Origin of the sequence: Pseudomonas palleroniana (assembly GCF_003031675.1) — a bacterium.
In the GTDB taxonomy this organism is placed as follows: Bacteria; Pseudomonadota; Gammaproteobacteria; order Pseudomonadales; family Pseudomonadaceae; genus Aquipseudomonas; species Aquipseudomonas palleroniana.
Genome location: NZ_PYWX01000039.1, coordinates 44,978 through 64,757, shown reverse-complemented (window position 1 = coordinate 64,757; position 19,780 = coordinate 44,978). Strand labels below are relative to the sequence as shown.

General features: G+C 62.1%; 19 protein-coding genes. 11 read left to right on the top strand and 8 right to left on the bottom strand.

Features of this window, described 5'->3' with window-relative positions:
• Positions 1 to 8: 8 nt before the first annotated feature.
• The 3 genes from C9383_RS14050 to C9383_RS14040 all read left to right on the top strand — a co-directional run bounded on the left by C9383_RS14050 (position 9) and on the right by C9383_RS14040 (position 2,833).
• A complete protein-coding gene (locus C9383_RS14050; protein ID WP_003221897.1) occupies positions 9 to 773 on the top strand; it encodes an amino acid ABC transporter ATP-binding protein in 765 nt (254 codons plus the stop codon).
• 139 nt (positions 774 to 912) lie between these two features.
• A complete protein-coding gene (locus C9383_RS14045; protein WP_090366630.1) occupies positions 913 to 1,572 on the top strand; it encodes a FadR/GntR family transcriptional regulator in 660 nt (219 codons plus the stop codon).
• A complete protein-coding gene (locus tag C9383_RS14040) occupies positions 1,562 to 2,833 on the top strand; it encodes a CynX/NimT family MFS transporter (protein ID WP_090366628.1) in 1,272 nt (423 codons plus the stop codon). The genes C9383_RS14045 and C9383_RS14040 overlap by 11 nt, the downstream gene beginning before the upstream one ends.
• A gap of 192 nt (positions 2,834 to 3,025) precedes the next feature.
• On the opposite strand, the gene C9383_RS14035 is transcribed toward C9383_RS14040, so the two are convergent.
• The 8 genes from C9383_RS14035 to C9383_RS14000 all read right to left on the bottom strand — a co-directional run bounded on the left by C9383_RS14035 (position 3,026) and on the right by C9383_RS14000 (position 10,791).
• Positions 3,026 to 3,676 (bottom strand): DUF1120 domain-containing protein, encoded by a 651-nt coding sequence (locus C9383_RS14035; RefSeq protein ID WP_090366626.1) that lies wholly within the window; start codon positions 3,674 to 3,676, stop codon positions 3,026 to 3,028.
• Between the two features lie 11 nt (positions 3,677 to 3,687).
• Complete coding sequence (locus C9383_RS14030; protein WP_090366624.1) at positions 3,688 to 4,812, bottom strand: DUF1120 domain-containing protein; 1,125 nt, start codon at positions 4,810 to 4,812, stop codon at positions 3,688 to 3,690.
• Positions 4,813 to 4,823: 11 nt separating this feature from the next.
• Complete coding sequence (locus C9383_RS14025) at positions 4,824 to 7,262, bottom strand: fimbria/pilus outer membrane usher protein (protein WP_235863186.1); 2,439 nt, start codon at positions 7,260 to 7,262, stop codon at positions 4,824 to 4,826.
• 129 nt (positions 7,263 to 7,391) lie between these two features.
• Positions 7,392 to 8,108: a fimbria/pilus chaperone family protein gene (locus C9383_RS14020; RefSeq protein ID WP_060753853.1), complete on the bottom strand. Its 717-nt coding sequence runs from the start codon at positions 8,106 to 8,108 to the stop codon at positions 7,392 to 7,394.
• Between the two features lie 2 nt (positions 8,109 to 8,110).
• The gene (locus C9383_RS14015) at positions 8,111 to 8,740 is read right to left on the bottom strand and encodes a DUF1120 domain-containing protein (RefSeq protein WP_090366622.1); all 630 of its coding nucleotides are present in this window, start codon (positions 8,738 to 8,740) and stop codon (positions 8,111 to 8,113) included.
• Between the two features lie 99 nt (positions 8,741 to 8,839).
• Positions 8,840 to 9,460, bottom strand: a complete 621-nt coding sequence (locus tag C9383_RS14010; RefSeq protein WP_090366619.1) for a DUF1120 domain-containing protein — start codon at positions 9,458 to 9,460, stop codon at positions 8,840 to 8,842.
• 28 nt (positions 9,461 to 9,488) lie between these two features.
• Entirely contained in the window at positions 9,489 to 10,115 is a 627-nt protein-coding gene (locus C9383_RS14005; protein ID WP_060753850.1) for a DUF1120 domain-containing protein, read from the bottom strand.
• 37 nt (positions 10,116 to 10,152) lie between these two features.
• Complete coding sequence (locus tag C9383_RS14000; RefSeq protein ID WP_090366617.1) at positions 10,153 to 10,791, bottom strand: DUF1120 domain-containing protein; 639 nt, start codon at positions 10,789 to 10,791, stop codon at positions 10,153 to 10,155.
• A gap of 413 nt (positions 10,792 to 11,204) precedes the next feature.
• Here C9383_RS14000 and C9383_RS13995 point away from each other — a divergent pair, with 413 nt between their 5' ends.
• From C9383_RS13995 to dacB, 8 genes are all read left to right on the top strand, one after another.
• On the top strand, positions 11,205 to 12,038 hold the full coding sequence (locus C9383_RS13995) for a response regulator (RefSeq protein WP_090366615.1): 834 nt from the start codon (positions 11,205 to 11,207) through the stop codon (positions 12,036 to 12,038).
• A 183-nt stretch (positions 12,039 to 12,221) separates the two neighbouring features.
• The gene (locus C9383_RS13990; protein WP_090366613.1) at positions 12,222 to 12,848 is read left to right on the top strand and encodes a response regulator; all 627 of its coding nucleotides are present in this window, start codon (positions 12,222 to 12,224) and stop codon (positions 12,846 to 12,848) included.
• A 207-nt stretch (positions 12,849 to 13,055) separates the two neighbouring features.
• Positions 13,056 to 13,688 carry a DUF1120 domain-containing protein gene (locus tag C9383_RS13985; RefSeq protein ID WP_090366611.1) on the top strand — a complete coding sequence of 211 codons (633 nt, stop codon included), beginning with the start codon at positions 13,056 to 13,058 and terminating at the stop codon, positions 13,686 to 13,688.
• Between the two features lie 104 nt (positions 13,689 to 13,792).
• The gene (locus tag C9383_RS13980; RefSeq protein ID WP_090366609.1) at positions 13,793 to 14,263 is read left to right on the top strand and encodes a nuclear transport factor 2 family protein; all 471 of its coding nucleotides are present in this window, start codon (positions 13,793 to 13,795) and stop codon (positions 14,261 to 14,263) included.
• A 36-nt stretch (positions 14,264 to 14,299) separates the two neighbouring features.
• A complete protein-coding gene (locus C9383_RS13975) occupies positions 14,300 to 14,572 on the top strand; it encodes a GIY-YIG nuclease family protein (protein WP_060753844.1) in 273 nt (90 codons plus the stop codon).
• Between the two features lie 77 nt (positions 14,573 to 14,649).
• Positions 14,650 to 15,585, top strand: coding sequence for a glutathione S-transferase family protein (locus C9383_RS13970; RefSeq protein WP_090366606.1), 936 nt, complete (start codon positions 14,650 to 14,652; stop codon positions 15,583 to 15,585).
• A gap of 108 nt (positions 15,586 to 15,693) precedes the next feature.
• Positions 15,694 to 18,108, top strand: a complete 2,415-nt coding sequence (locus C9383_RS13965) for a TonB-dependent siderophore receptor (RefSeq protein WP_090366604.1) — start codon at positions 15,694 to 15,696, stop codon at positions 18,106 to 18,108.
• 213 nt (positions 18,109 to 18,321) lie between these two features.
• Positions 18,322 to 19,779 (top strand): D-alanyl-D-alanine carboxypeptidase/D-alanyl-D-alanine endopeptidase, encoded by a 1,458-nt coding sequence (dacB, locus tag C9383_RS13960; protein WP_090366602.1) that lies wholly within the window; start codon positions 18,322 to 18,324, stop codon positions 19,777 to 19,779.
• Position 19,780 lies beyond the last annotated feature (1 nt).

The following is a 19,780-nucleotide window of genomic DNA, read 5'->3' as shown; positions in this document are numbered from 1 at the left end:
GTTCTTTTATGAGCGAAGCAATCAAAAAGCCTGTGGGCCCTGAAGGCATTATCCAGATGCAGGGCGTCAACAAGTGGTACGGCCAGTTCCACGTGCTGAAAGACATCAACCTCAACGTCAAGCAGGGCGAGCGTATCGTGCTGTGCGGCCCGTCGGGTTCGGGCAAGTCCACCACCATCCGCTGCCTCAACCGCCTGGAAGAACACCAGCAGGGCCGTATTGTGGTCGACGGCGTGGAGCTGACCAACGACCTCAAGCAGATCGAAGCGATCCGCCGTGAAGTCGGTATGGTGTTCCAGCACTTCAACCTGTTTCCGCACCTGACCATCTTGCAGAACTGCACGCTGGCGCCAATGTGGGTACGCAAGATGCCCAAGCGCAAGGCCGAAGAAATCGCCATGCACTACCTTGAGCGCGTGCGTATTCCGGAGCAGGCCCACAAGTTTCCAGGGCAACTGTCCGGCGGCCAGCAACAGCGTGTGGCCATCGCCCGTGCCCTGTGCATGAAGCCCAAGATCATGTTGTTCGATGAGCCGACCTCGGCGCTCGACCCGGAAATGGTGAAGGAAGTGCTGGACACCATGATCGGCCTGGCCGAAGACGGCATGACCATGTTGTGCGTGACCCACGAAATGGGCTTTGCCCGCACCGTGGCCAACCGCGTGATCTTCATGGACAAGGGCGAGATCGTGGAACAGGCGGCGCCGAATGACTTCTTCGACAACCCGCAGAATGATCGGACCAAGTTGTTCTTGAGTCAGATTTTGCATTGATCAATGTTTGAATGAATAAACCCGGCCTGGTGCCGGGTTTATTTTTGCCTGACTGAAAACCTGGAGCGTTGCCTTTGTAGGCAACTCTGAATACGCTGTAGGAAAATTCATCCTATGATTGGACGAAAGCGCAGATCCCATGACTGACATCGCCCCTCTGATCAAACGCTCCCTGGTCGATCAGGCCCTTGAGCAATTGCGCCTGCGCATCAGCCAAGGCGTCTGGGCCGTGGGTGAGCGGTTGCCCACCGAGCCTGAGTTGTCCGCTGAGCTGGGTATCAGCCGCAATACCGTGCGCGAAGCCATGCGTGTCTTGGCGTTTTCCGGGCTGATCGATATCCGTCAGGGCGACGGCAGTTATCTGCGCTCGATGACCGACCCACTGGGGACGATGCGTGCGTTGTCCCATTGCACCCTGGGGCAGGCGCAGGAAACGCGGCAGATTCTCGAGGTGGAGGCCGTCAGCCTGGCGGCGGTGCGTCGTACCGAAGAGGACCTCAACGGCCTGCGTACGGCGCTCGAAGCCAGCGCCATGTTGTACCACGGCGACTTGGAGGCTTATATCAGCGCCGACCTGGTGTTTCACACGCGCCTGGTGGACGCCGCGCATAACCCTGCGCTGAGCGAGTTGTACCAGTACTTTTCCGCCATCGTCAGCGCGCAATTGCGCCAGACCCTGAATATTTCGCCGCGTCGCCAGGCGGTGTTCGATCTGCATGTCGCCCTGCTCGACGCCGTGGAACACCAAGACCCGGAACGTGCCAAATCCCTCTGCCGGCAGTTGATCAATGAACCCTGAAACCCAGCGCCCCAGCGAACTCGAAGAACTGTTGATCGATGCCGAAGCCGACGATGAGGTGGTGCAAAACAGCCACCCGCCAGTGAGTCGCCCCTGGCTGTTGCTGCTGGGCCTGGTGCTGGTGGCGTTGAACCTGCGCCCGGCGCTGTCGAGCCTGTCGCCATTGCTCAATGACGTGTCCGCAAGCCTTGGGTTGTCGGCGGCCAAGGCGGGGTTGCTGACGACCTTGCCGGTGTTATGCCTGGGGCTGTTTGCCCCCACCGCACCGATCCTGGCCCGCCGCTTCGGCGCCGAGCGCGTGGTGCTGGGTGTCTTGCTGATGCTGGCTGCGGGCATCCTGCTGCGCAGTTCGCTGGGTGAAGTGGGGTTGTTCGCCGGTAGCCTGGTCGCCGGCGCAAGTATCGGCATCATCGGCGTGTTGTTGCCGGGCATCGTCAAGCGTGATTTTGCCCGGCAGGCGGGTGCCATGACCGGTGTCTACACCATGGCCCTGTGTCTGGGGGCGGCGCTGGCGGCTGGGGCCACGGTGCCGCTCAGCCAGCACTTTGGTGAGCGCTGGAGCATCGGGCTGGGCTTCTGGATTCTGCCGGCGTTGCTGGCCGCACTGTGCTGGCTGCCGCAGGTCGGTCAGAAGCATGGTGCCCATCGGATGGCTTATCGGGTGAGCGGTTTGTTGCGCGATCCACTGGCCTGGCAAGTCACCTTGTACATGGGCCTGCAATCCTCCCTGGCGTACATCGTGTTTGGCTGGTTGCCGTCGATCCTGATCGGCCGTGGCCTGAGTGCCACCGAAGCGGGGTTGGCGCTGTCGGGCTCCATCATCGTGCAATTGATCAGCTCCCTTGCCGCACCGTGGCTGGCCACACGCGGCAAGGACCAGCGCCTGGCCATCGTGGTGGTGATGGTGCTGACCCTCGGCGGCCTGTTCGGTTGCCTGTATGCACCCCTCGACGGGCTGTGGGGCTGGGCCATTCTGCTGGGGCTCGGGCAGGGCGGCACTTTCAGCCTGGCATTGACCTTGATCGTGCTGCGCTCGCGTGATGCGCATGTGGCGGCCAACCTGTCGAGCATGGCCCAGGGTATCGGATACACCCTGGCTTCCATGGGCCCGTTCGCCGTCGGCCTGGTACATGACTGGACCGGCGGCTGGGCCGCCGTGGGCTGGATTTTCGCAGCACTCGGGCTCGGCGCCATTGCCGCCGGCGTGGGCGCCGGCCGGGCGTTGTATGTGGACGTGCGCAGTGAGAGGGTTGACGCCTAGAGCATGGGCTTGCGGTGCTAAGTTGAAGCCTGTGGCGAGGGAGCTTGCTCCCGTGGCGGCTAACCCGGCGTCCTGCCGGGTTACCCACGGATTCAAGCCTGCGTTCGGCCAGCGTGGTTTAACGGGGCGACTAAGATCAAAAACACAGCAAACAGCGCATTAGGGCCACCGTTCGTGTAGATACCCATGGGCCTAGAGGTAGACCACCTCCAGCGTGGCTGATCCATCCATCGGCGTTTCCGTGCTCAGGTCCAGGTTTTGTTTGGCATTGATCACCGCCTCGAGCTTCAAGGTGGTGCTCAGGTTCTGGATCGCTGACGGGCCGGCCACGCTGCCGAGCACGTCGGTGAAGCCCAGCAGGCTGCGCGAGCCGATATCGATCGGGTTGCTGTTGGCGGTGCGCCACGCCACACCGCCTGTGGTCGATTCGGTGCCGTAGATCTGCGGCAGGTCATCGACCACGGTTTGCTTGGGATCGAAGCTCACCGAATACACTCCGATCTTGCCGCCACTGTTGTCCAGCCCCAGCCCGTAGTAAATCTCGCTGTTGACGTGGGCCGTGCCGTCGCGGTTATCGCGCATGCGCAGGGCATAGCGGCCAGGGGCGTTGCAGTTCACCGTCAGGGTCAGGTACTTGAGGGGCAGGCGGGTACCGGTCGCCTGGTTCAGGTCCTTTTGCGAAATCTTGCCGAAGTCGACCAGGCCACCCCCAGGCAGCAGCGGCGTGCAGGCCATGGGCGTGATCAAGCCGGTGACGGTCAGTTCGACGGTGGACGCGGCGTTGGCCAAGGTGTAGGTGCCCAGCAACGTCAAGGCCGCGATGGGTATCAGGTAGGCGTTCATGGGGTGCTCCTCTAGAGGTAGTTGATTTCGAGGGTGGCCGAGCCGTCGAGATGCACTTCGCTGCCCAGGTCCAGGGAGCCCAGGGGCGCGAGTACCGCTTCGAGGTTCAGCGTGGCGTTGAGGTTTTGAATGGCGATGGGGCCGCCGACGCTGCCGGCCTGGGCGGCGAACCCCAGGTATCGGTTGGCTGCAATCGGCAGTGGGGTTGCACTGGCGCTGCTCCACGGCTGGGACCCGGTGGCGGAGTCGGTTCGGTAGAGTTGAGCGACGTTATCGGCGGTCATCTGCGATGGGTCGAAGGTCAGCCGGTAGCGGCCGATCTTCTGTTGCCGGGCGTCCAGCCCAAGGCCGTAGGTGCTGTCGTCGGCCACGCCGGTGGCCGAGCCCTGGCGGTTGTCCTGCATGCGCATGGCGAAGGCGGTCGGGGCGTCGCACGTGACGTTCAGCACCACTGTGCGCGGGGCCAGCGGTGTTTCCTGATGCTGATTGAGGTCAATGACCGACAGTTTGCCCAGGTTCACATTGCCGCCGTTGGACAGGCTCGGGGTACAGGCGGCCGGGGCAAACTGTGCAAGCAGGCTGACCTCCCGCGACCGCCCGGCGCCGCGGGCGTCGAACAGCCCGCTGGTTTCCCAGGTGACGGCTTCACGCACGCGGGAGGCCTCTTCACGGGCCCAGGCGCTGGCGTCGATTTGCACCGACAGGCTGCGCCCGGTTACGGGCATGCCGCCGCGCATTGGCACTATGCCGTGTTCCGGGCGCCAAGCCAGGGCCGTGGCGACTGTTACGGCGGGCTGGCCTGGCCCTGCCGATAAACCCAGCTCCACCGCCTGGCCATCGAGCACGGCATCGCTGGCTGTCAGGCCGTAGCTGCCACGCTCGGTGAAGCGAAACCGCTCCACACCCGCGCCGAGGCCACGATAAAACACGCTCATGTCCGTCGGCTGCGGGCAGTTCAGGGTGAGCCTTGTGCGGCGCTCACCCAGTAGCCGCTCACCGCTTGGGACAAGGGCGAGGGCGCGGTTCATCAAGCCGAAATCCAGGCGGTTTTCGCTCAGGTTCAGTTGGCATTCCTCCGCGCCCAACGCACTGGCGCTCAGCAGCAGAAAACCCAGGGGAAACAAGGCAGCTTTCATGGTGATGGTCCTCATGGCGTCAGGCAGCGCGCGGGTGCGGTTTCGAAATACACGTTCGGATCGCCGTCCTTCGGCAAGGCAAAATCCAAGCGGCAGCGTGGCTGGTCGGGGGGCTTGACCCATAGCGGGCGTTGATCCAGGGCATTGGGTAAAAACACCTGGCTGCCTTCTTGAACCAGCGTCACGAACTCGCCATTTTCAGTGCTCACTGCCGCCCCTCGCGGCAACGGCCGGCCATCGGCGGTAGTCACGCTCAGCAGCACGCGGCGCGTCAGGCTGACGCCGAACTGCAGCTTGTCGACGCTGCCCCGGCCGGCGGTCAGTACCGCCAGGCCGTTGTTGATATCGGCGTTGCGTGGCAGTGAGCGGGTTTGTACTTCCACCGGGCTACGGCCATAGGCGGCCAGTTGCGGTGCCACGGCCTGGCCTTGCCAGTCGGTCCACACCGGGCCGCTTGGGGTCGACAGTTTGATCCCGGCCATCTCTCCCACCGAAACCACGGCAAAGGTGTCGCGCACCGGGTACGGCGAGAACGTCACACCGTCACCGTGCAGCACCACACCGCCGCGGGCGCCGCCTTGATAGCTGGAGCGCTGGTCTTCGGAGCGGGTGTAGTTGAAGTCCAACTGGCTGTAGTAGGGCAGTGCCGAGACCCCCAGGGACGACTCCACTTCGCGGTCGCGGCTGTCGCGTTCTACGCCGACACGGTAGGCCAGTTGGTCGTTGACCTGCTCGCTCATGCCCACGCCGACGCGGTGCTCGCCGCCCGTATTGCGCGCCCAGGCGCGGGCTCTGCGGTTTTCACCGAGGGGCAGGCTGATGTTCAAGTAAAGGCTGTCGTCGCTTTGCTGCCGACCACCGACCTGCCACTCGGCGCTGGCGGAAACCGACACCCCGCCCACTGATGTGCCCCATGACGCCAGCGCCCGGCTGCTGCTGTAACCGGCATACGACGCAGAACGCGACACCCCCGCGCTGAAGGCGCCCAGCCACGGGCTGGCCCACGATGCGGTGAGGCTTTGCTGATCACGATAGCGTGAACGTTCCTGCTCGTGGGTGTAGCGCGAATAGGTCGACTCGTCGAGGTCGCGGTAGCCCAGTGAACGCCACGAGGCGGCGGTGGTGATTGCCCAATTGTCGTTCAGCCGTTGCGACCAGGAGAGGTCGGTCTGCACGCCTTGCTCGTTGCCCACACGCGTGGCTTGTGCGCCCTGCACGGTAAATTGCAGCTGGGTGTCCGGGCGCGGTAACCAGCCCAGGTTCATGCCGGCGGCACGATAGGCGTCGGCGATCAATCCGCCACCGCCGACGCTCACCTGGGAGAGCAATGCACCATTCCAACCGGCACTGACCACCCAGGGTTCGGCACCGTCGCTGTTGCCGATCTGGCGCACGCGGCCGGCCGCCACGGAATAACCCGGCGCCGGCAGGCCCAGGCCGAGCATGGCGGCCGGTACGGTAAAACGGCGTTCTTCGCCATGGGTTTCCTTGACCGTGACCTCCACGTCGGAGCGACTGTTCAAGCGGCGTACATCGGTCAGGGAAAACGGCCCGGCGGGCACCACCGTCGAGTGGATCAACGCGCCGTTCTGGCGCACCTCGACCTGCGCCGGGCTGTTGGCGATGCCGGTAATGGTCGCGCCTCGGTTCTGGTCTTGCAGGGCGGTTTCGTTAAGCACCTGCGCGCCGGTGATCTGCGCGCCTGCCAGCACCGGGTTATAGAGGCTGATCTGCCCGGCCTGGAACACCGACTGTTGTTCGGCGAAGGTGCGCTGGGCATAGGCGTCCAGGTGGGTGGTGCGCGAGATTTTGTCTTGCCAGGTCTGCACCTGGCGGCTGCGCACGATCCAATCGCCGGCGTTGAAACCCGCTTCGGTGTTGGCCGATGCAAAACGGCTGCTGCTGCCTGAAGATTGGTTATGCAGGCCAGTCAGGTCGTAGTTGAGCAAACCGGCGAAACCGCCGCTCTGATAGCCGGACACATCCTGCACCGCTGGGCGAAGGGCTTCGCCGGGCACGATCAGGGCGAGCTGCAAAGCGGCCGGGTCTTGCTCGATAACAGTTTGTGGGTAGGCGGCCAGGAAATCCTGGCAGGCGGCGTCTGCATCCAACACCACCAAGTTACCGGCATCCAGCAGAGGTCGGTCGAAACACAGAGCGCCCTTGCGGTCGAATGCCACGTCGATCCGGCCTCGGCGTTGGCCGTTGATGCTGAGGTTGACGGCGTGTCGCCCAGGGGTGAAGCGCGGCGCGTCCAGCAGCAGGTTGGCAAGCTCGGGGTCGATACCGCGTTGGGACAACGTTTGTGGATCGAACAGCCCGACTTTTGTCGGCTCGTCGGCCAAGGGTTCGTTGGCGGGCCAGAGGGCGCCGAGTGTCAGCGCCAGGCCGGCCAGCAGGGTGCGGCGGGGTGAAACGGCGGGCATGGCTTCGCCGTCGCGGTCAGTCATTACTGTGCTCACAAGGTCGTACTCGAGAGTGGAGGCATACTGGCTGAATTCAGGGCCAGGCTTCCCGGCGGCCTTCAATGAGGCCACTTCTTTATTTGAGGGTTGGCGCGGTGTGACCGTCGCCTGTTCTTATAGGTTGAGCGCCGCGTCGTAGGGCGCAACGGCAAAGCCGTAGGTGGTCGCAGGTTGCAGTCGCACCGTGTTTGCCGTTGCCGCGCTGACATTGATGCTCAGGGTTTCCCCCGGCAACACATAGGTGCGTGGCAGCAGCGCCGAGTTGTCGCCGGGCAGTAGCCGCAGTTCCTGGGCCAGGCGCACCACGTAGGGGGTCGGGTTGCTCACGGTCAGCTGGTTTTTTTCCAAGCGCCAGACCAGACCCTCCCATGGGGTGCGGTTGGGAGCCAGGCCCTTGGGATGGATGATCACCGGCAGGTTCTGGCGCACGGTCACGCCCACCCGCGCATGGCCGGCCTGGGCCTGCGAACGTCCCTGGGGCATGCCTTCGAAGATCACTCGCTTCAAGCGCTGAGTGGTCAACGGCTGGGCCGATTGCAGAATGAAGCGCACCAACTGGCTTTTGGAGGGCTCCACCCGCGCCAGAGGCGGGGTGACAAACAGTAGCGGCTCGGTGTCCTCGGGGTTGTCTTCCAGGGTGACGTGCAGCAACGCAAGCTTGCCATCGGTATTGGTCACCGACACCGAGGTTTCGCCCTCGGCTTCGTAGAGGAGGACGACCGACGTATCCGGGACCATACCGTCAGCCACGGCTGGGTGACTGAGCAGCAAGAGAAGAGCGCCGATGCACCGACGCAGTGTTTGAAAGGAGAAACCAGGGAAGGTTGGCATGGCTACATATACCTAAGGTCGAGCACGATAGAGCCGTCCAGCGGCACTTCCTGATTGAGGGTCAGGAACGCTGCGGCGTTGATCGACGTGTTGATGTTCAAGGTGGCGTTCAGCAGGCGATGAGGTTCCGGCACCAGGGTGCCGAGCCTGGCAAAGCCCATGTAGTTGTCTGGGTAGGCGTTGGATTCGGGGAACCAGGTCAGGCCCTGATTGCTGGAGGCCAGCACCAGTACCCGCGAGCCGTCGGCCATGACGTCACGAAAGGCGATTGAGACAGTGCCCAGGCGTTCGCCTGGGGCGTGGATGTTGTGGCCCAAACCGTAATAGAACCCAGGGCCCAGGGAGGAGTCTGCGCGGTTGTCCAGACCTACCAGCACAAACAGAACCGGCTCGTTGCAGCTTACGCCCAGGTCCAATGTCTGCATGGGCAGTGCGCTGAATTCGTATTGATTGAGGCTGCGGGCCGGGACCCTGCCATGGTCGACGATGCCGTTGTCCGACAGGGTGACCTCACAGGCACTGGGGGTGATCAGCCCCGTGACATCGAGGACAGTGCTGGAGGATGCCCGTGCGGGTTGGCTGATACTGAACAGGTAAAGCAAGGCCAGCAGGCCTGAAGTCAGGTTCTTCATGGAAACGGTTCACCGGGAGCCTGAAGTATCGAGGGGGCAGAGGCTGCACCCCCTCTCAGGTGGTTGAAATGCGCAGCGACAGGTTCGCCACTCCTGGGTTTACAGGTAACGCACCGTCAGGGTCACGGAGGCGTCGATGGCCGCTTCATTGTTAAGGGTCAATTGGCTGCTGGGTGCGATCCTGGGCTCGATGACCAACTGCGAGACCAGTGTCTGCACTGGCATGGGGGCGACGGTAGCGGCGTCGGCGACCGAAATGAGGTTGTGGCGCATCAGGTGGCGCTCGACAAACCAGGTTAAGCCACCGTCATCGGAGCCGATGGTCCGGGCGGCGACGCTGTCGGCAATAGGGTTCAGCAAGCGCAGGGTCATGGCGCCAAGTTTCTCTGTGCCGTTGATCAGGCCCAGGCCGAAATCCATCATGTCGCTTTCGAAGTCGGAGCCCTCGCGGTTGTCCTTGCTCTCCAGTGCCATCAGGGTGGCGGCGTCGCAGATGACCGTTAAATCGACGGTTTTTGCCTCAAGGGGGGTGGGTTGCGTGGTGTTCAGATCCTTCGCGGAAATTTTGCCGTAGTCCACCGTCTGCGCAGACAGGCTCGGCTCGCAGGAGCTGGGGGTGATCAGGCCGACGACGCTCAGGTCAACGCTGGAGGCGGCGAAAACACTGGTACTGCTGGCCAGGAGCAGGCCGGCGAGCAGGGGTTTGATGGCGTTATTCATGATGAATCTCCAGAAGAAGGAATGGCAATTACCAGTACTTGAGCTGCAACGTGGCGTGACCGTCGATCGGCAACTCATCCAGCAAGGTCAGGTCGCTCGCCGGTGCGATCACCGTGTAGGCGCGCAGGCGTGCGTTCAGGTCCTTCACTGCGATAGGTATGTAGGCGCTGCTGGCGGCTGAGAATGCAGTCAAGGCCGCGTGCCCCAGGTAAGACGAGGGCCCCCAGGTGGTGCCGCCATCACGGGACATGATGGTTTGCACGGGCGCGTTGTCGGCGACCGCTTCAAACAGGCCGAACGAGACGGCGCCGAGTTTCTGATCGTCGTTGACCATGCCCAGGCCGTGCATCGAGCGTGGGTTGACGGCGGCGGTGCCGGCGCGGTTATCCACTGTGGTCAGGGTGAACAGCGTGGCGCCTTCGCAATGCACTTCCAGATCCATCTCACCGGTTTGCAGGCGAGTGGGAAGGACGGGGTCGAGGTCACGCGCGGTCAATTTGCCGTGGTCGACGACGCCATCGTTCGACAGGGTCGGAGTGCAAGACGCCGGGGTAATGGTCCCGGAGACGCTCAAGTCCATACTGCTGCTTGCGAAAGCGCTGGGCGTGCAGGCCGCCAGCAGAATGGCGAGCGCGGCGCTGGGGGTTCTATCCATGGGCACAGGTCCTTGTGAATGGGGGTTGGGGTGACGGTCAGAGGTACAGCACGTCCAGTGAAGCGCTGCCGTCCAGAGGGACTTCCTCGTTCAGCGTCAGGGTGCGGGTCGGAGCAATGTGAGTGGTGATGCTCAGGTCGACGGTTACGCTGCGCAGCGCCGTAGGAAAGTGCGGGCCGCTGCCGAGGGTGTCGCTGAACGCATTCCAGTAGCGATGCCCCATATAGCTGCCTGAAGAGTTCATCAACCAGCTTTGGCCTTGGTCAAAGGAGAACAGGGGGTAGACGACAACTTCTGAGATCGGGTTGAGCAGGTCTATGGAGTAGCTGCCCAGTTTCTCGTTGCCGTTGATCAGACCCAGGCCGTAGTTGTGGTCGAGGAAGAAGTGGGCCGATCCCAGGCGGTTGTCTTTGCCGTTCAAGGCAAACAGGGTTGCGGCCTCGCAGCTCACGTTCAGTTGCAGCGTGGCACGGGGGAGTTCGGTTGAGTTGTCGACCGATAAATCCTTGGTCGCGATCTTGCCGTAGTCCACCGTACCGTCCTGAGACAAGGTGGGGACGCAGGCGCTGGGGGTAATGCTGCCTTTGACGGTCAGGTCGACACTGCTGGCAGCCAGCGCCCAAGGGCAAGTGAGCAGCAGCACACTGCCTGCAAGGGCTGCGAAAGAGGCTTTCATGGGAAAACGTATTCCTGTGCAAGGTTCAGGGACAGATAGAGCGCGCGGAGAAGTTGCCCATTGGATTTAGAGTTATCGAGGGGCGCGCGCTGTTATTGGTAAAGCGGGGGGAATTTATCGCCGGGACCGTGCGGGGTGAATGCAACTTTTACGATAGTGCGAGCAACCCTGTAACGCTGTTCGACGAGCGCGTTTTTATTCGGGAAAAAATCCCGTTGTCGTAGTTGTTGTATCGCCTTGGCCGGTTCATTTGGATACGTTTCGCGCTTTTTTCGCCTTTACTCAAGCTCAGTGGGTGGCGAAACTTTCTGAGCGAGAAGTTCCAGTGCAGTTGTCAGAAAAGTCGGCGATGTGTCGTCGACTCCTGGCGTCAGGCAAGGCCTGGTGAGCTTATCGCTCTGCATGAGGTCACTATGCGGGGCAATAAACCAGGCGGTGGGCCGCCTACGGCATTGCCGTCGGACGATCTGCCCAGTCATTGGCGGCACGCCAGGGTCTTGGTGGTCGACGATCACGCGACTTATCGGTTGCTGATGAGCGCGTTGCTGGACAAGCTCGGTGTCGCCCATCGAGTGGTCAATGACGGGCAGGCGGCACTGGATAGCCTGGCCAACGATGTGTACGACCTGGTCATCAGCGATTGCCGCATGCCGGTCATGGACGGCTACACCATGACCCGCGAGCTGCGACGCCGCGAACGCGAGGCCGGACATGCGCGGGTGCCGGTGATTGCCTTGACCGCACGACTGGACGCCGAGGACGTCCGTCATTGCCTGGCCTGTGAAATGGATGGCTGGCTGATCAAGCCGGTGTCGCTGGCCCGGTTGCGCGAAGTGTTGATGCAGTGGCTATCGGATGCACACGTCCATGCCCACCAAGCCCCTCACGGGCCCGCGAACTCCCGGTGCGAGCCGCGCCCGACCCGTGCCAGCCTGGTCGCCACGTTCGGCACCTGGGCGGTGGTCGAGCCGATGTTGCGCAGCCTGATCGACGAAGCCCGGTACGACCTGGCAGGTCTGGCCCTGGCCCAGGCGAGTCTGGATGCCGCATTGACCGCCCACCACTTGCACCGCCTGGTGGGGGGCGTGGCGTTTCTCGGTGCGACGCCGCTTGAACCGCAGGCGGTGCGGCTGATGGACGACGTACAGCGTTCGGGCGTGGCTGACTGTGCTGTGGCGCTGGGCATATTTCGTGAGGATGTGGAACGCTACCTACAGTACTTGGGGAAACTTCAACTTGATAAATGAAGGAGTTTTCCATTCTGTTATGTAGTACTTTTCTGTATGTATTTTCTTTTAATTGTGTAGGTGTTAATGCCGGCCTCCAGAAGTATGGGGTAATAGCCTGTCAGCTGTGTTTATTGGCGGTTGTTGCCTTCGGCAGGGCGATGTATTTTGATTGCTACTTATTTGCCATCATGGATATTACCGATGCTCCGCATAATTATTGCTGACGATCACCCTATTGTTCGCGTAGGGCAGAGAGTGGTGATTGAGGCGAGTGGTAAGTGCAAGGTTGTGGGCGAGGCCAACGGGCCGGACGAATTGCTGGCATTGGTGGGCAGCGTGCCCTGTGATGTGATAGTGACGGACTTTGCGATGCCCGGCGACCAACAGGCCGACGGTTATGGATTACTTGGGTTGTTGCATCGGCGCTACCCCAGGTTGCCGGTGATACTGGTGACCATGTTTGCCAACGTCGCGACCCTGCGCACGGCGTTGTCCCACGGTGCAAGGGCGGTAGTGGCCAAGAGCGCCTCGGCCAGGGAGTTGCCCCAGGCCCTGCAAACCGTGGTGCAGGGGCGTACCTTTGTCAGTGAATGCCTGCGTGCCCAGCTTGACCAGGCGCAACCGGCACAGACCCCCAGGCTGTCCGGCAAGGAACAGGAAGTGGTGCGCATGCTTGCCAGCGGTATGACCGTCAGCCAGATTGCCGCGCGGGTCAACCGCAGTATCTCCACGATCAGCAAGCAGAAAAGCACGGCCATGCACCGGCTGTGTATTTCCACGGATGTGGATTTGTTTGCTTATGCTCGTGAAGCGGGAATGGTGCCCTGATAGTTGCGGTTTTATGACATTAGTGTGCTGGGTGTATTCGTATTACTTGTATTTGGTTTAACTAGCTCGTGCTTTAAAGTTTGCCTGTCCTCTCATCCTTAGTGTGTTGGGAGTCTGACATTCCTAGTCTATTAATTGAGTCGAACTTGCAGGGTGGCGACGCATGTTTGCTGCCCGGCTTATAATCGACCGTAAGCGAGCATTGATATGCAACAGTCTCAACTAATGATTGCCGCAGCGCTGATGCTGGCCGGTGTTTCCACGGTATCGGCTGCTTCAAGCGTGGACCTGAGCGTTACCGGCAAGATCACCCCGGCGGCGTGTACGCCGTTATTGTCCAATGGTGGCCTTGTTGACCACGGCAAGATATCCGTGCAGGACCTCAAGCCCCGGGGCAATACCCAACTGCCGGATGCCACGCTGACGCTTGAAGTGAACTGCGAAGCGAGCACCACCCTGGCCATCAAGGTCACCGATAACCGTTCCGGCACCGTCAGCTACAACAACGGGACCGCTTCATTCTTCGGACTCGGCCTGGCCGCCAATGACAAGAAAATCGGCTGGTATGAAGTGAGGATGAACAACGCCACGGCGGACGGTGAACTGCGTGAGATGATCGAATCGGTCGATGGCAGCACCTGGCTGTACGCCGGCACCCACTGGCAGCCTGATTGGATGCGTGCGCTGAACGGGGCGAGCGGCTCCTACGCGCCATTGCCGATGCAAACCTTCAAGGCTGACCTGGCGATTGCCACCTGGATCACCGACAAGACCACGCTGCCGGTCGCCGAAGAAATCCTCATCGACGGCAGCGCCACGCTGGACGTTGTCTACCTGTAACCCGCCCACACATCACTCATGCCCCTGGCGAATGACCGTGGCTTTCCCCGGCCGCGCGGATTATCGTGCGCTCCTATCAACAACAACGATTCAGGGAGCTGCACATGAGTGATGCCCATACCGCGTTGATCACCCGTTTCTACCAGGCGTTCCAACGCCTGGACGCCGAGGCCATGGCCGCCTGCTATACCGATGACGTGGTCTTCAGCGATCCGGCCTTTGGCGAACTGCGTGGCCGGGATGCCGGCGACATGTGGCGCATGCTCACCACCCGCGCCAAGGATTTTTCCCTGACCTTCGACAACGTGCGCAGCGATGAGCGTAGCGGCGGCGCGCATTGGGTGGCGACGTATCTGTTCAGCGCCACCGGCAACACGGTGGTCAACGATATCCAGGCGCGTTTCGTATTTCGTGATGGCAAGATCTGCGAGCACCACGACCACTTCGATCTGTGGCGGTGGTCGCGCCAGGCATTGGGCGCCAAGGGCCTGTTGCTGGGCTGGACGCCCTTGGTGAAAAACGCCGTGCGGGCCCAGGCACGCAAAGGCTTGAAGGCATTTCAGGCCAGTCGTTGATAAGCTGGGGGCTTTTTTGCATGGCCGAATCCCGCTGTGAACACGCCTGACCCCAAACCCTGGTTTGTCTACCTGGTACGCGCCGCCAATGGCGCGTTGTATTGCGGCATCAGCAACGACCCGGTGCGCCGGTTCGCAATGCACCAGAGCGGCAAGGGCGCGCGGTTTTTTCTCTCCAGCCCCGCCGTGGCGCTGGTGTACACCGAAGTGTGTGCAAGCAAAGCCGACGCCTTGCGCCAGGAACGCCTGATCAAAAAACTCAAGAAAAGCGCCAAGGAGTGCCTGGCGGCGAGTGGCTCATCACCCTGACTGATAGTTTCCCATCACGCCATCGTGACGTTTTGCGCGCTAAGCTGACGGCTCATTTGTTGTATATGGACTCCAGCATGTCAGCGCTCATCCTGCATCATTACCCGACGTCACCCTTCGCGGAAAAAGCTCGGCTGTTGCTGGGTTTCAAGGGGCTCTCCTGGCACTCTGTGCTCATTTCGCCGGTGATGCCCAAACCGGACCTGACCGCGTTGACCGGTGGCTATCGAAAAACGCCGGTGTTGCAAGTCGGCGCCGATATTTATTGCGACACGGCGTTGATCGCGCGCCGGCTGGAGCAGGAAAAGTCCTCGCCGGTGTTATTTCCCCTCGGCCAGGAAATGATCACCCAAACCTTCGCCACCTGGGCCGACAGCGTGGTGTTTGGGCATGCCGTCAGCCTGGTCTTCCAGCCTGAATCGGTGGCGGTGCGTTTTGCCAAGTTGTCGCCAGAGGCAGTCAAGGCGTTTATCGCCGACCGCGCCGCGCTCTTCAGCGGCGGCACGGCGAGTAAACTGCCCGCCGAACTGGCCAAGCACCAATGGCCGGCAATCATGGCGCGCCTGGAGCAGCAGTTGCAGCGCGAAGAGGGCGACTTTCTGTTCGGCGAGCCGTCGATCGCCGACTTCGCCCTGGCCCACCCCATGTGGTTTCTCAAGGCTACGCCGGTGACTGCGCCCTTGGTGGACGCCTATCCCGCGGTGGTGGCCTGGCTGGGGCGGGTGCTGGGTTTCGGTCACGGCAATGCAAGCCAGATGAGCGGCGAGCAGGCGTTGGAGATCGCCCGCAACGCGACCCCGGCGCCCTTGCCCGATGAGGTATTCGAGGATTTGAACGGCTTCAAGGCAGGGCAGCAGGTGAGCATTGCGGCGACTGACTACGGCGTCGACCCGGTAGCCGGTGAACTGTTGTTTGCCGGCCGCGAAGAGCTGATCCTGCGCCGTACTGACGAACGCGCCGGGACTGTGCATGTGCATTTCCCGCGCTTTGGCTTTCGCATCCAGGCCTCATAGAAAAATTATTTGCGAACCGCGGTGAGGTAAACCTGGGGCTCATCCGTGTAGTGCTTGAAACTGCGATTTATTCGCATTAACAGCGTTTTCTACACGGGTTTTCACAGCATGAAGTCGACGGCGGGCGGTTGGGTTAAACAGTGGCTGGGAGCCTCGGTATTGGCGGTGTCGGGGCTGGCGTTGCTGCCCCTGGCGGTGGCACGGGCGCAGGAGCAGCAAAGCACCCAGTTCAGTTTTGCGCTGGCAGCCAAACCGCTGCCCCAGGCTTTGAGCGATTTCAGCCGGGTCACCGGCATCAGCGTGATCTACACCGATGAAGCCCCCTACGGCCTCAGCGCTCCGGCGGTCAGCGGCCAGATGAGCGCGACCCAGGCCCTGCAGCGCCTGCTGAGCCAATCCGGCTTCACTTTCCGCCAGATCGACGCTCGTACCCTGGCCCTGGAACCGGTGCCTACCGAAGGGGCCGTCAACCTCGGCGCGACCACCATCAACGCTGCCAGCCAAACCCAAGACACCACCAGCTACCAGCCACCGCCCACCAGTTCAGTGATGCGCTCCCAGGGCCTGTTGCTGGAAACCCCGCAAACCGTCAATGTCGTCCCCGCCCAGGTATTGCGTGATCAACAACCGCGCAACCTGGATGACGCCCTGGGCAATGTCAGTGGGATCACCCAGGCCAACACCCTCGGCAGCACCCAGGACGCCGTGATGTTGCGCGGCTTTGGCGACAACCGTAACGGTTCGATCATGCAGGACGGCATGCCACTGGTGCAGGGGCGCGCGTTGAATTCCACGGCCGAGCGGGTCGAAGTCCTCAAGGGCCCGTCGTCGTTGCTGTACGGCATCCAGGACCCAGGCGGGGTGGTCAATATCGTCAGCAAGAAGCCCGAGCTGGTGCAGTCCACCTCCCTGACGGTACGCGGCTCGACCTTCGGCGATGGCAAGAACGGCAGCGGCGGCAACCTCGACACCACCGGTCCGATTGGCGACAGTGGCCTGGCCTACCGCCTGATCGTCGACCATGAAGACGAAGACTACTGGCGCAATTTCGGTACCCACCGCGAGACACTGCTGGCGCCATCCCTGGCCTGGTACGGCGACACCACCAAGGTGGTCTTCGCCTATGAACACCGCGAATTCCTTTCACCATTCGACCGTGGCACCGCCATTGATCCCAAGACCAACCACCCGCTTAATATCCCGGCGACTCGGCGCCTGGACGAGCCGTTCAACAACATGGAAGGCCGTTCCGACCTGTATCGCCTGGAAGTCGACCATGACTTGAACGACGACTGGAAAGCTCACTTCGGCTACAGCTGGAACCGCGAGACCTACGACGCCAGCCAAGTCCGTGTGGTCAAGGTCAATACCAACGGTACGTTGACTCGCAGCATGGACGGCACCCAGGGGGCGTTGACCACCGACCGTTTTGCCACCGCCAGCCTCGAAGGCAAGGTCGACGTGGCCGGCATGCAGCATGACCTGGTATTCGGCCTGGACGATGAGTACCGCAAGATCTACCGCGCCGACCTGATCCGCCAGGCACCGCGTGGGGTCTTCAACTACAACAACCCCGTGTACGGCAACGAAGTGGCCGGCACCACCGTCAGCGCCCCGGACAGTAACCAGACCGACCTGCTGCGCAGCGATTCGCTGTTCTTCCAGGACGCCATCCACCTCACCGACCAGTGGATTCTGGTAGGCGGCGCGCGCTACCAGATGTACGACCAGTACGCCGGCAAAGGCGTGCCCTTTACCGCCAACACCGATGGCAACGGCCAGAAGTGGGTACCGCGTGCCGGCCTGGTGTACCGCTACACCGACCAGTTGTCGTTCTATGGCAGCTACACCGAGTCGTTCAAACCCAACTCCACCATTGCGCCGCTGGCCAACAAAACCGTGCTGGACGGCAGCCTGGAACCGGAACAATCCAAAGCCTGGGAACTGGGGACCAAGTTCGATATGCCGGGGCGCATCACCGCGAGCGCGGCATTGTTCAACATCGAAAAACGCAACGTGCTGGTGCAGGTGGGCGACGGCCTGGCCTCGGTGTACAGCGTCGCCGGCAAGGTACGCTCGCGTGGCCTGGAGTTGGACGCCAGCGGACAATTGACCGACAACTGGAGCTTGATCGGCAGTTACGCCTATACCGATGCGGTGGTGGTCGAGGACAGCAAATACAAAGGTAACGACCTGCAAAACGTGGCGAAGAACACCGCCTCGCTATCGGCGGTGTATGACTTCGGCAGCCTCCTGGGCGGCGATCAGTTGCGGGTCGGTGCCGGGGCACGTTATGTCGGCGAGCGGGCGGGGGACGCCGCCAATAGCTTCGAACTGCCGAGCTACACCGTGGCCGACGCGTTTGCCACCTATGACACCAAAATCGATGGGCAAAAGGTCAAGTTCCAGCTCAACGTGAAGAACCTGTTCGACCGTACCTACTACACCTCTTCGGTGAACACGCAGTTCGTGTCCATTGGCGATGCGCGGCAGGTGTCGGTTTCCAGCACGGTGACGTTCTGATAAAACTCGACCGATCAGTTAATGGGAAAACTGTCCCCGTGGCGAGGGAGCTTGCTCCCGCTGGACTGCGTAGCAGTCCCAATGTTTGGGGCCACTTCGTGGCCCAGCGGGAGCAAGCCCCCTCCCACAGGCAATATCACCACCCTGGCACTTGATTGAGGGCTGTGAATTAACCAAGCTGCGCACTCTCGTAGTTTCAGGAATGCCAGTGTTATGCAGTGGGGACGATGGATACACGCCGGCGCGATGGCGCTGGGCTTTGGGTTGTTGCTCAGTGGTTGCGCCACGCCTTCGAAGACGGCGGGCGGGCAGGGCCTGGACCAACTGCTGGCCGACCCGGCGCTGCACGGCGCCAGCGTTTCCCTGATGGTGCGGGATGCCAAAAGTGGCGCCACGCTCTACCAGTACAACCCACGCACGCGGTTAGTGCCGGCTTCCAACCTCAAGCTGCTGACCACTGCTGCGGCCATGGACGTGCTGGGGCCGCAATACCGTTTTGCCACACAATTGCTCAGCAATGGCACGCGCCAAGGCGATCGTCTCAGCGGCAACCTTTACCTGCGCGGCCTCGGCGACCCGACCCTGCAGTTTGCCGACTACCAGGCGCTGGCGGCGCAATTGGCCAGCCAGGGCATTCGCCAGGTGCAGGGCGACCTGGTGTTCGACGACACCTGGTTCGACGCCGAGCGATTGGGCGTCGACTGGTCCCATGATGATGAAACCACCTACTACGGTGCGCAGATTTCAGCACTGACCGTATCACCCAATAGCGATTTCGATGCGGGCAGTGTCCTGGTCACGGCCAAGGCCCCGGTGCGCGCTGGCCAGCCTGTCACGGTCGAGATCTACCCGCCCACCGATTACCTGCAACTGAGCAACCGTGCCGTCAGCGGGCCGGGCAACACTTACGGGATCAATCGCCGGCATGGCACCAACCTTTTGCAGCTCAGCGGTGCGGTCGCGCCGGGCAGGCAGAGCGAGCAATTGGTCAGTGTGTGGGAGCCCACGCAGTTGGTCGCCAACCTGTTCGAGCAGGCGCTGGCACAGCAGGGCATCCGCGTTTCGGGGCGTCGGGTGATGGGCGCTGCGAGCCCGGCCACGGCGACCGTGCTGGCCGAGCACCAATCGGCGCCGCTGCAGGAGCTGATCACGCCGTTGCTCAAACTCTCGAACAACAACATGTCCGAAGCCTTGCTCAAGGCCATGGGGCGCAAGACCGCCAACAGTGGCACGGCGGCGGCGGGCGCGGTGGCGGTGGCCGGGTTTCTCAAGCGTCAGGGCCTGGATACCACGACGCTGAGCCAGGTCGATGGATCGGGCCTGTCGCGGCGTAACCTGGTGTCGTCGCAAAACCTCACGGATGTGCTATTGGCCGCGAGCAAGCAGCCGTGGTTCAACGCCTGGTACAACGCGTTGCCGATCGCCGGCAATACCGAGCGCATGACCGGTGGCAGCCTGCGTTATCGCCTGAAGGGTACGCTCGCGGAAAACAACCTGCATGCCAAGACCGGCTCCATGGGCGGCGTTTCGTCCCTGAGCGGCTACCTCACCGATACCCACGGACGGCGGTTGGTGTTCTCCATGATCAGCAACAACTATGTGGTAACCGGCGCCCAGGTCAAAGGCGTGGAAAACCGTGTGGTCGAGGCACTGTCACGCTGGGACGATTGAT

Coding starts and splice junctions, on each gene's coding strand:
- C9383_RS14050 (WP_003221897.1), top strand. CDS start 9: ATGAGCGAAGCAATCAAAAAGCCTGTGGGCCCTGAAGGCATTATCCAG.
- C9383_RS14045 (WP_090366630.1), top strand. CDS start 913: ATGACTGACATCGCCCCTCTGATCAAACGCTCCCTGGTCGATCAGGCC.
- C9383_RS14040 (WP_090366628.1), top strand. CDS start 1,562: ATGAACCCTGAAACCCAGCGCCCCAGCGAACTCGAAGAACTGTTGATC.
- C9383_RS14035 (WP_090366626.1), bottom strand. CDS start 3,676: ATGAACGCCTACCTGATACCCATCGCGGCCTTGACGTTGCTGGGCACC.
- C9383_RS14030 (WP_090366624.1), bottom strand. CDS start 4,812: ATGAAAGCTGCCTTGTTTCCCCTGGGTTTTCTGCTGCTGAGCGCCAGT.
- C9383_RS14025 (WP_235863186.1), bottom strand. CDS start 7,262: ATGACTGACCGCGACGGCGAAGCCATGCCCGCCGTTTCACCCCGCCGC.
- C9383_RS14020 (WP_060753853.1), bottom strand. CDS start 8,108: ATGCCAACCTTCCCTGGTTTCTCCTTTCAAACACTGCGTCGGTGCATC.
- C9383_RS14015 (WP_090366622.1), bottom strand. CDS start 8,740: ATGAAGAACCTGACTTCAGGCCTGCTGGCCTTGCTTTACCTGTTCAGT.
- C9383_RS14010 (WP_090366619.1), bottom strand. CDS start 9,460: ATGAATAACGCCATCAAACCCCTGCTCGCCGGCCTGCTCCTGGCCAGC.
- C9383_RS14005 (WP_060753850.1), bottom strand. CDS start 10,115: ATGGATAGAACCCCCAGCGCCGCGCTCGCCATTCTGCTGGCGGCCTGC.
- C9383_RS14000 (WP_090366617.1), bottom strand. CDS start 10,791: ATGAAAGCCTCTTTCGCAGCCCTTGCAGGCAGTGTGCTGCTGCTCACT.
- C9383_RS13995 (WP_090366615.1), top strand. CDS start 11,205: ATGCGGGGCAATAAACCAGGCGGTGGGCCGCCTACGGCATTGCCGTCG.
- C9383_RS13990 (WP_090366613.1), top strand. CDS start 12,222: ATGCTCCGCATAATTATTGCTGACGATCACCCTATTGTTCGCGTAGGG.
- C9383_RS13985 (WP_090366611.1), top strand. CDS start 13,056: ATGCAACAGTCTCAACTAATGATTGCCGCAGCGCTGATGCTGGCCGGT.
- C9383_RS13980 (WP_090366609.1), top strand. CDS start 13,793: ATGAGTGATGCCCATACCGCGTTGATCACCCGTTTCTACCAGGCGTTC.
- C9383_RS13970 (WP_090366606.1), top strand. CDS start 14,650: ATGTCAGCGCTCATCCTGCATCATTACCCGACGTCACCCTTCGCGGAA.
- C9383_RS13965 (WP_090366604.1), top strand. CDS start 15,694: ATGAAGTCGACGGCGGGCGGTTGGGTTAAACAGTGGCTGGGAGCCTCG.
- dacB (WP_090366602.1), top strand. CDS start 18,322: ATGCAGTGGGGACGATGGATACACGCCGGCGCGATGGCGCTGGGCTTT.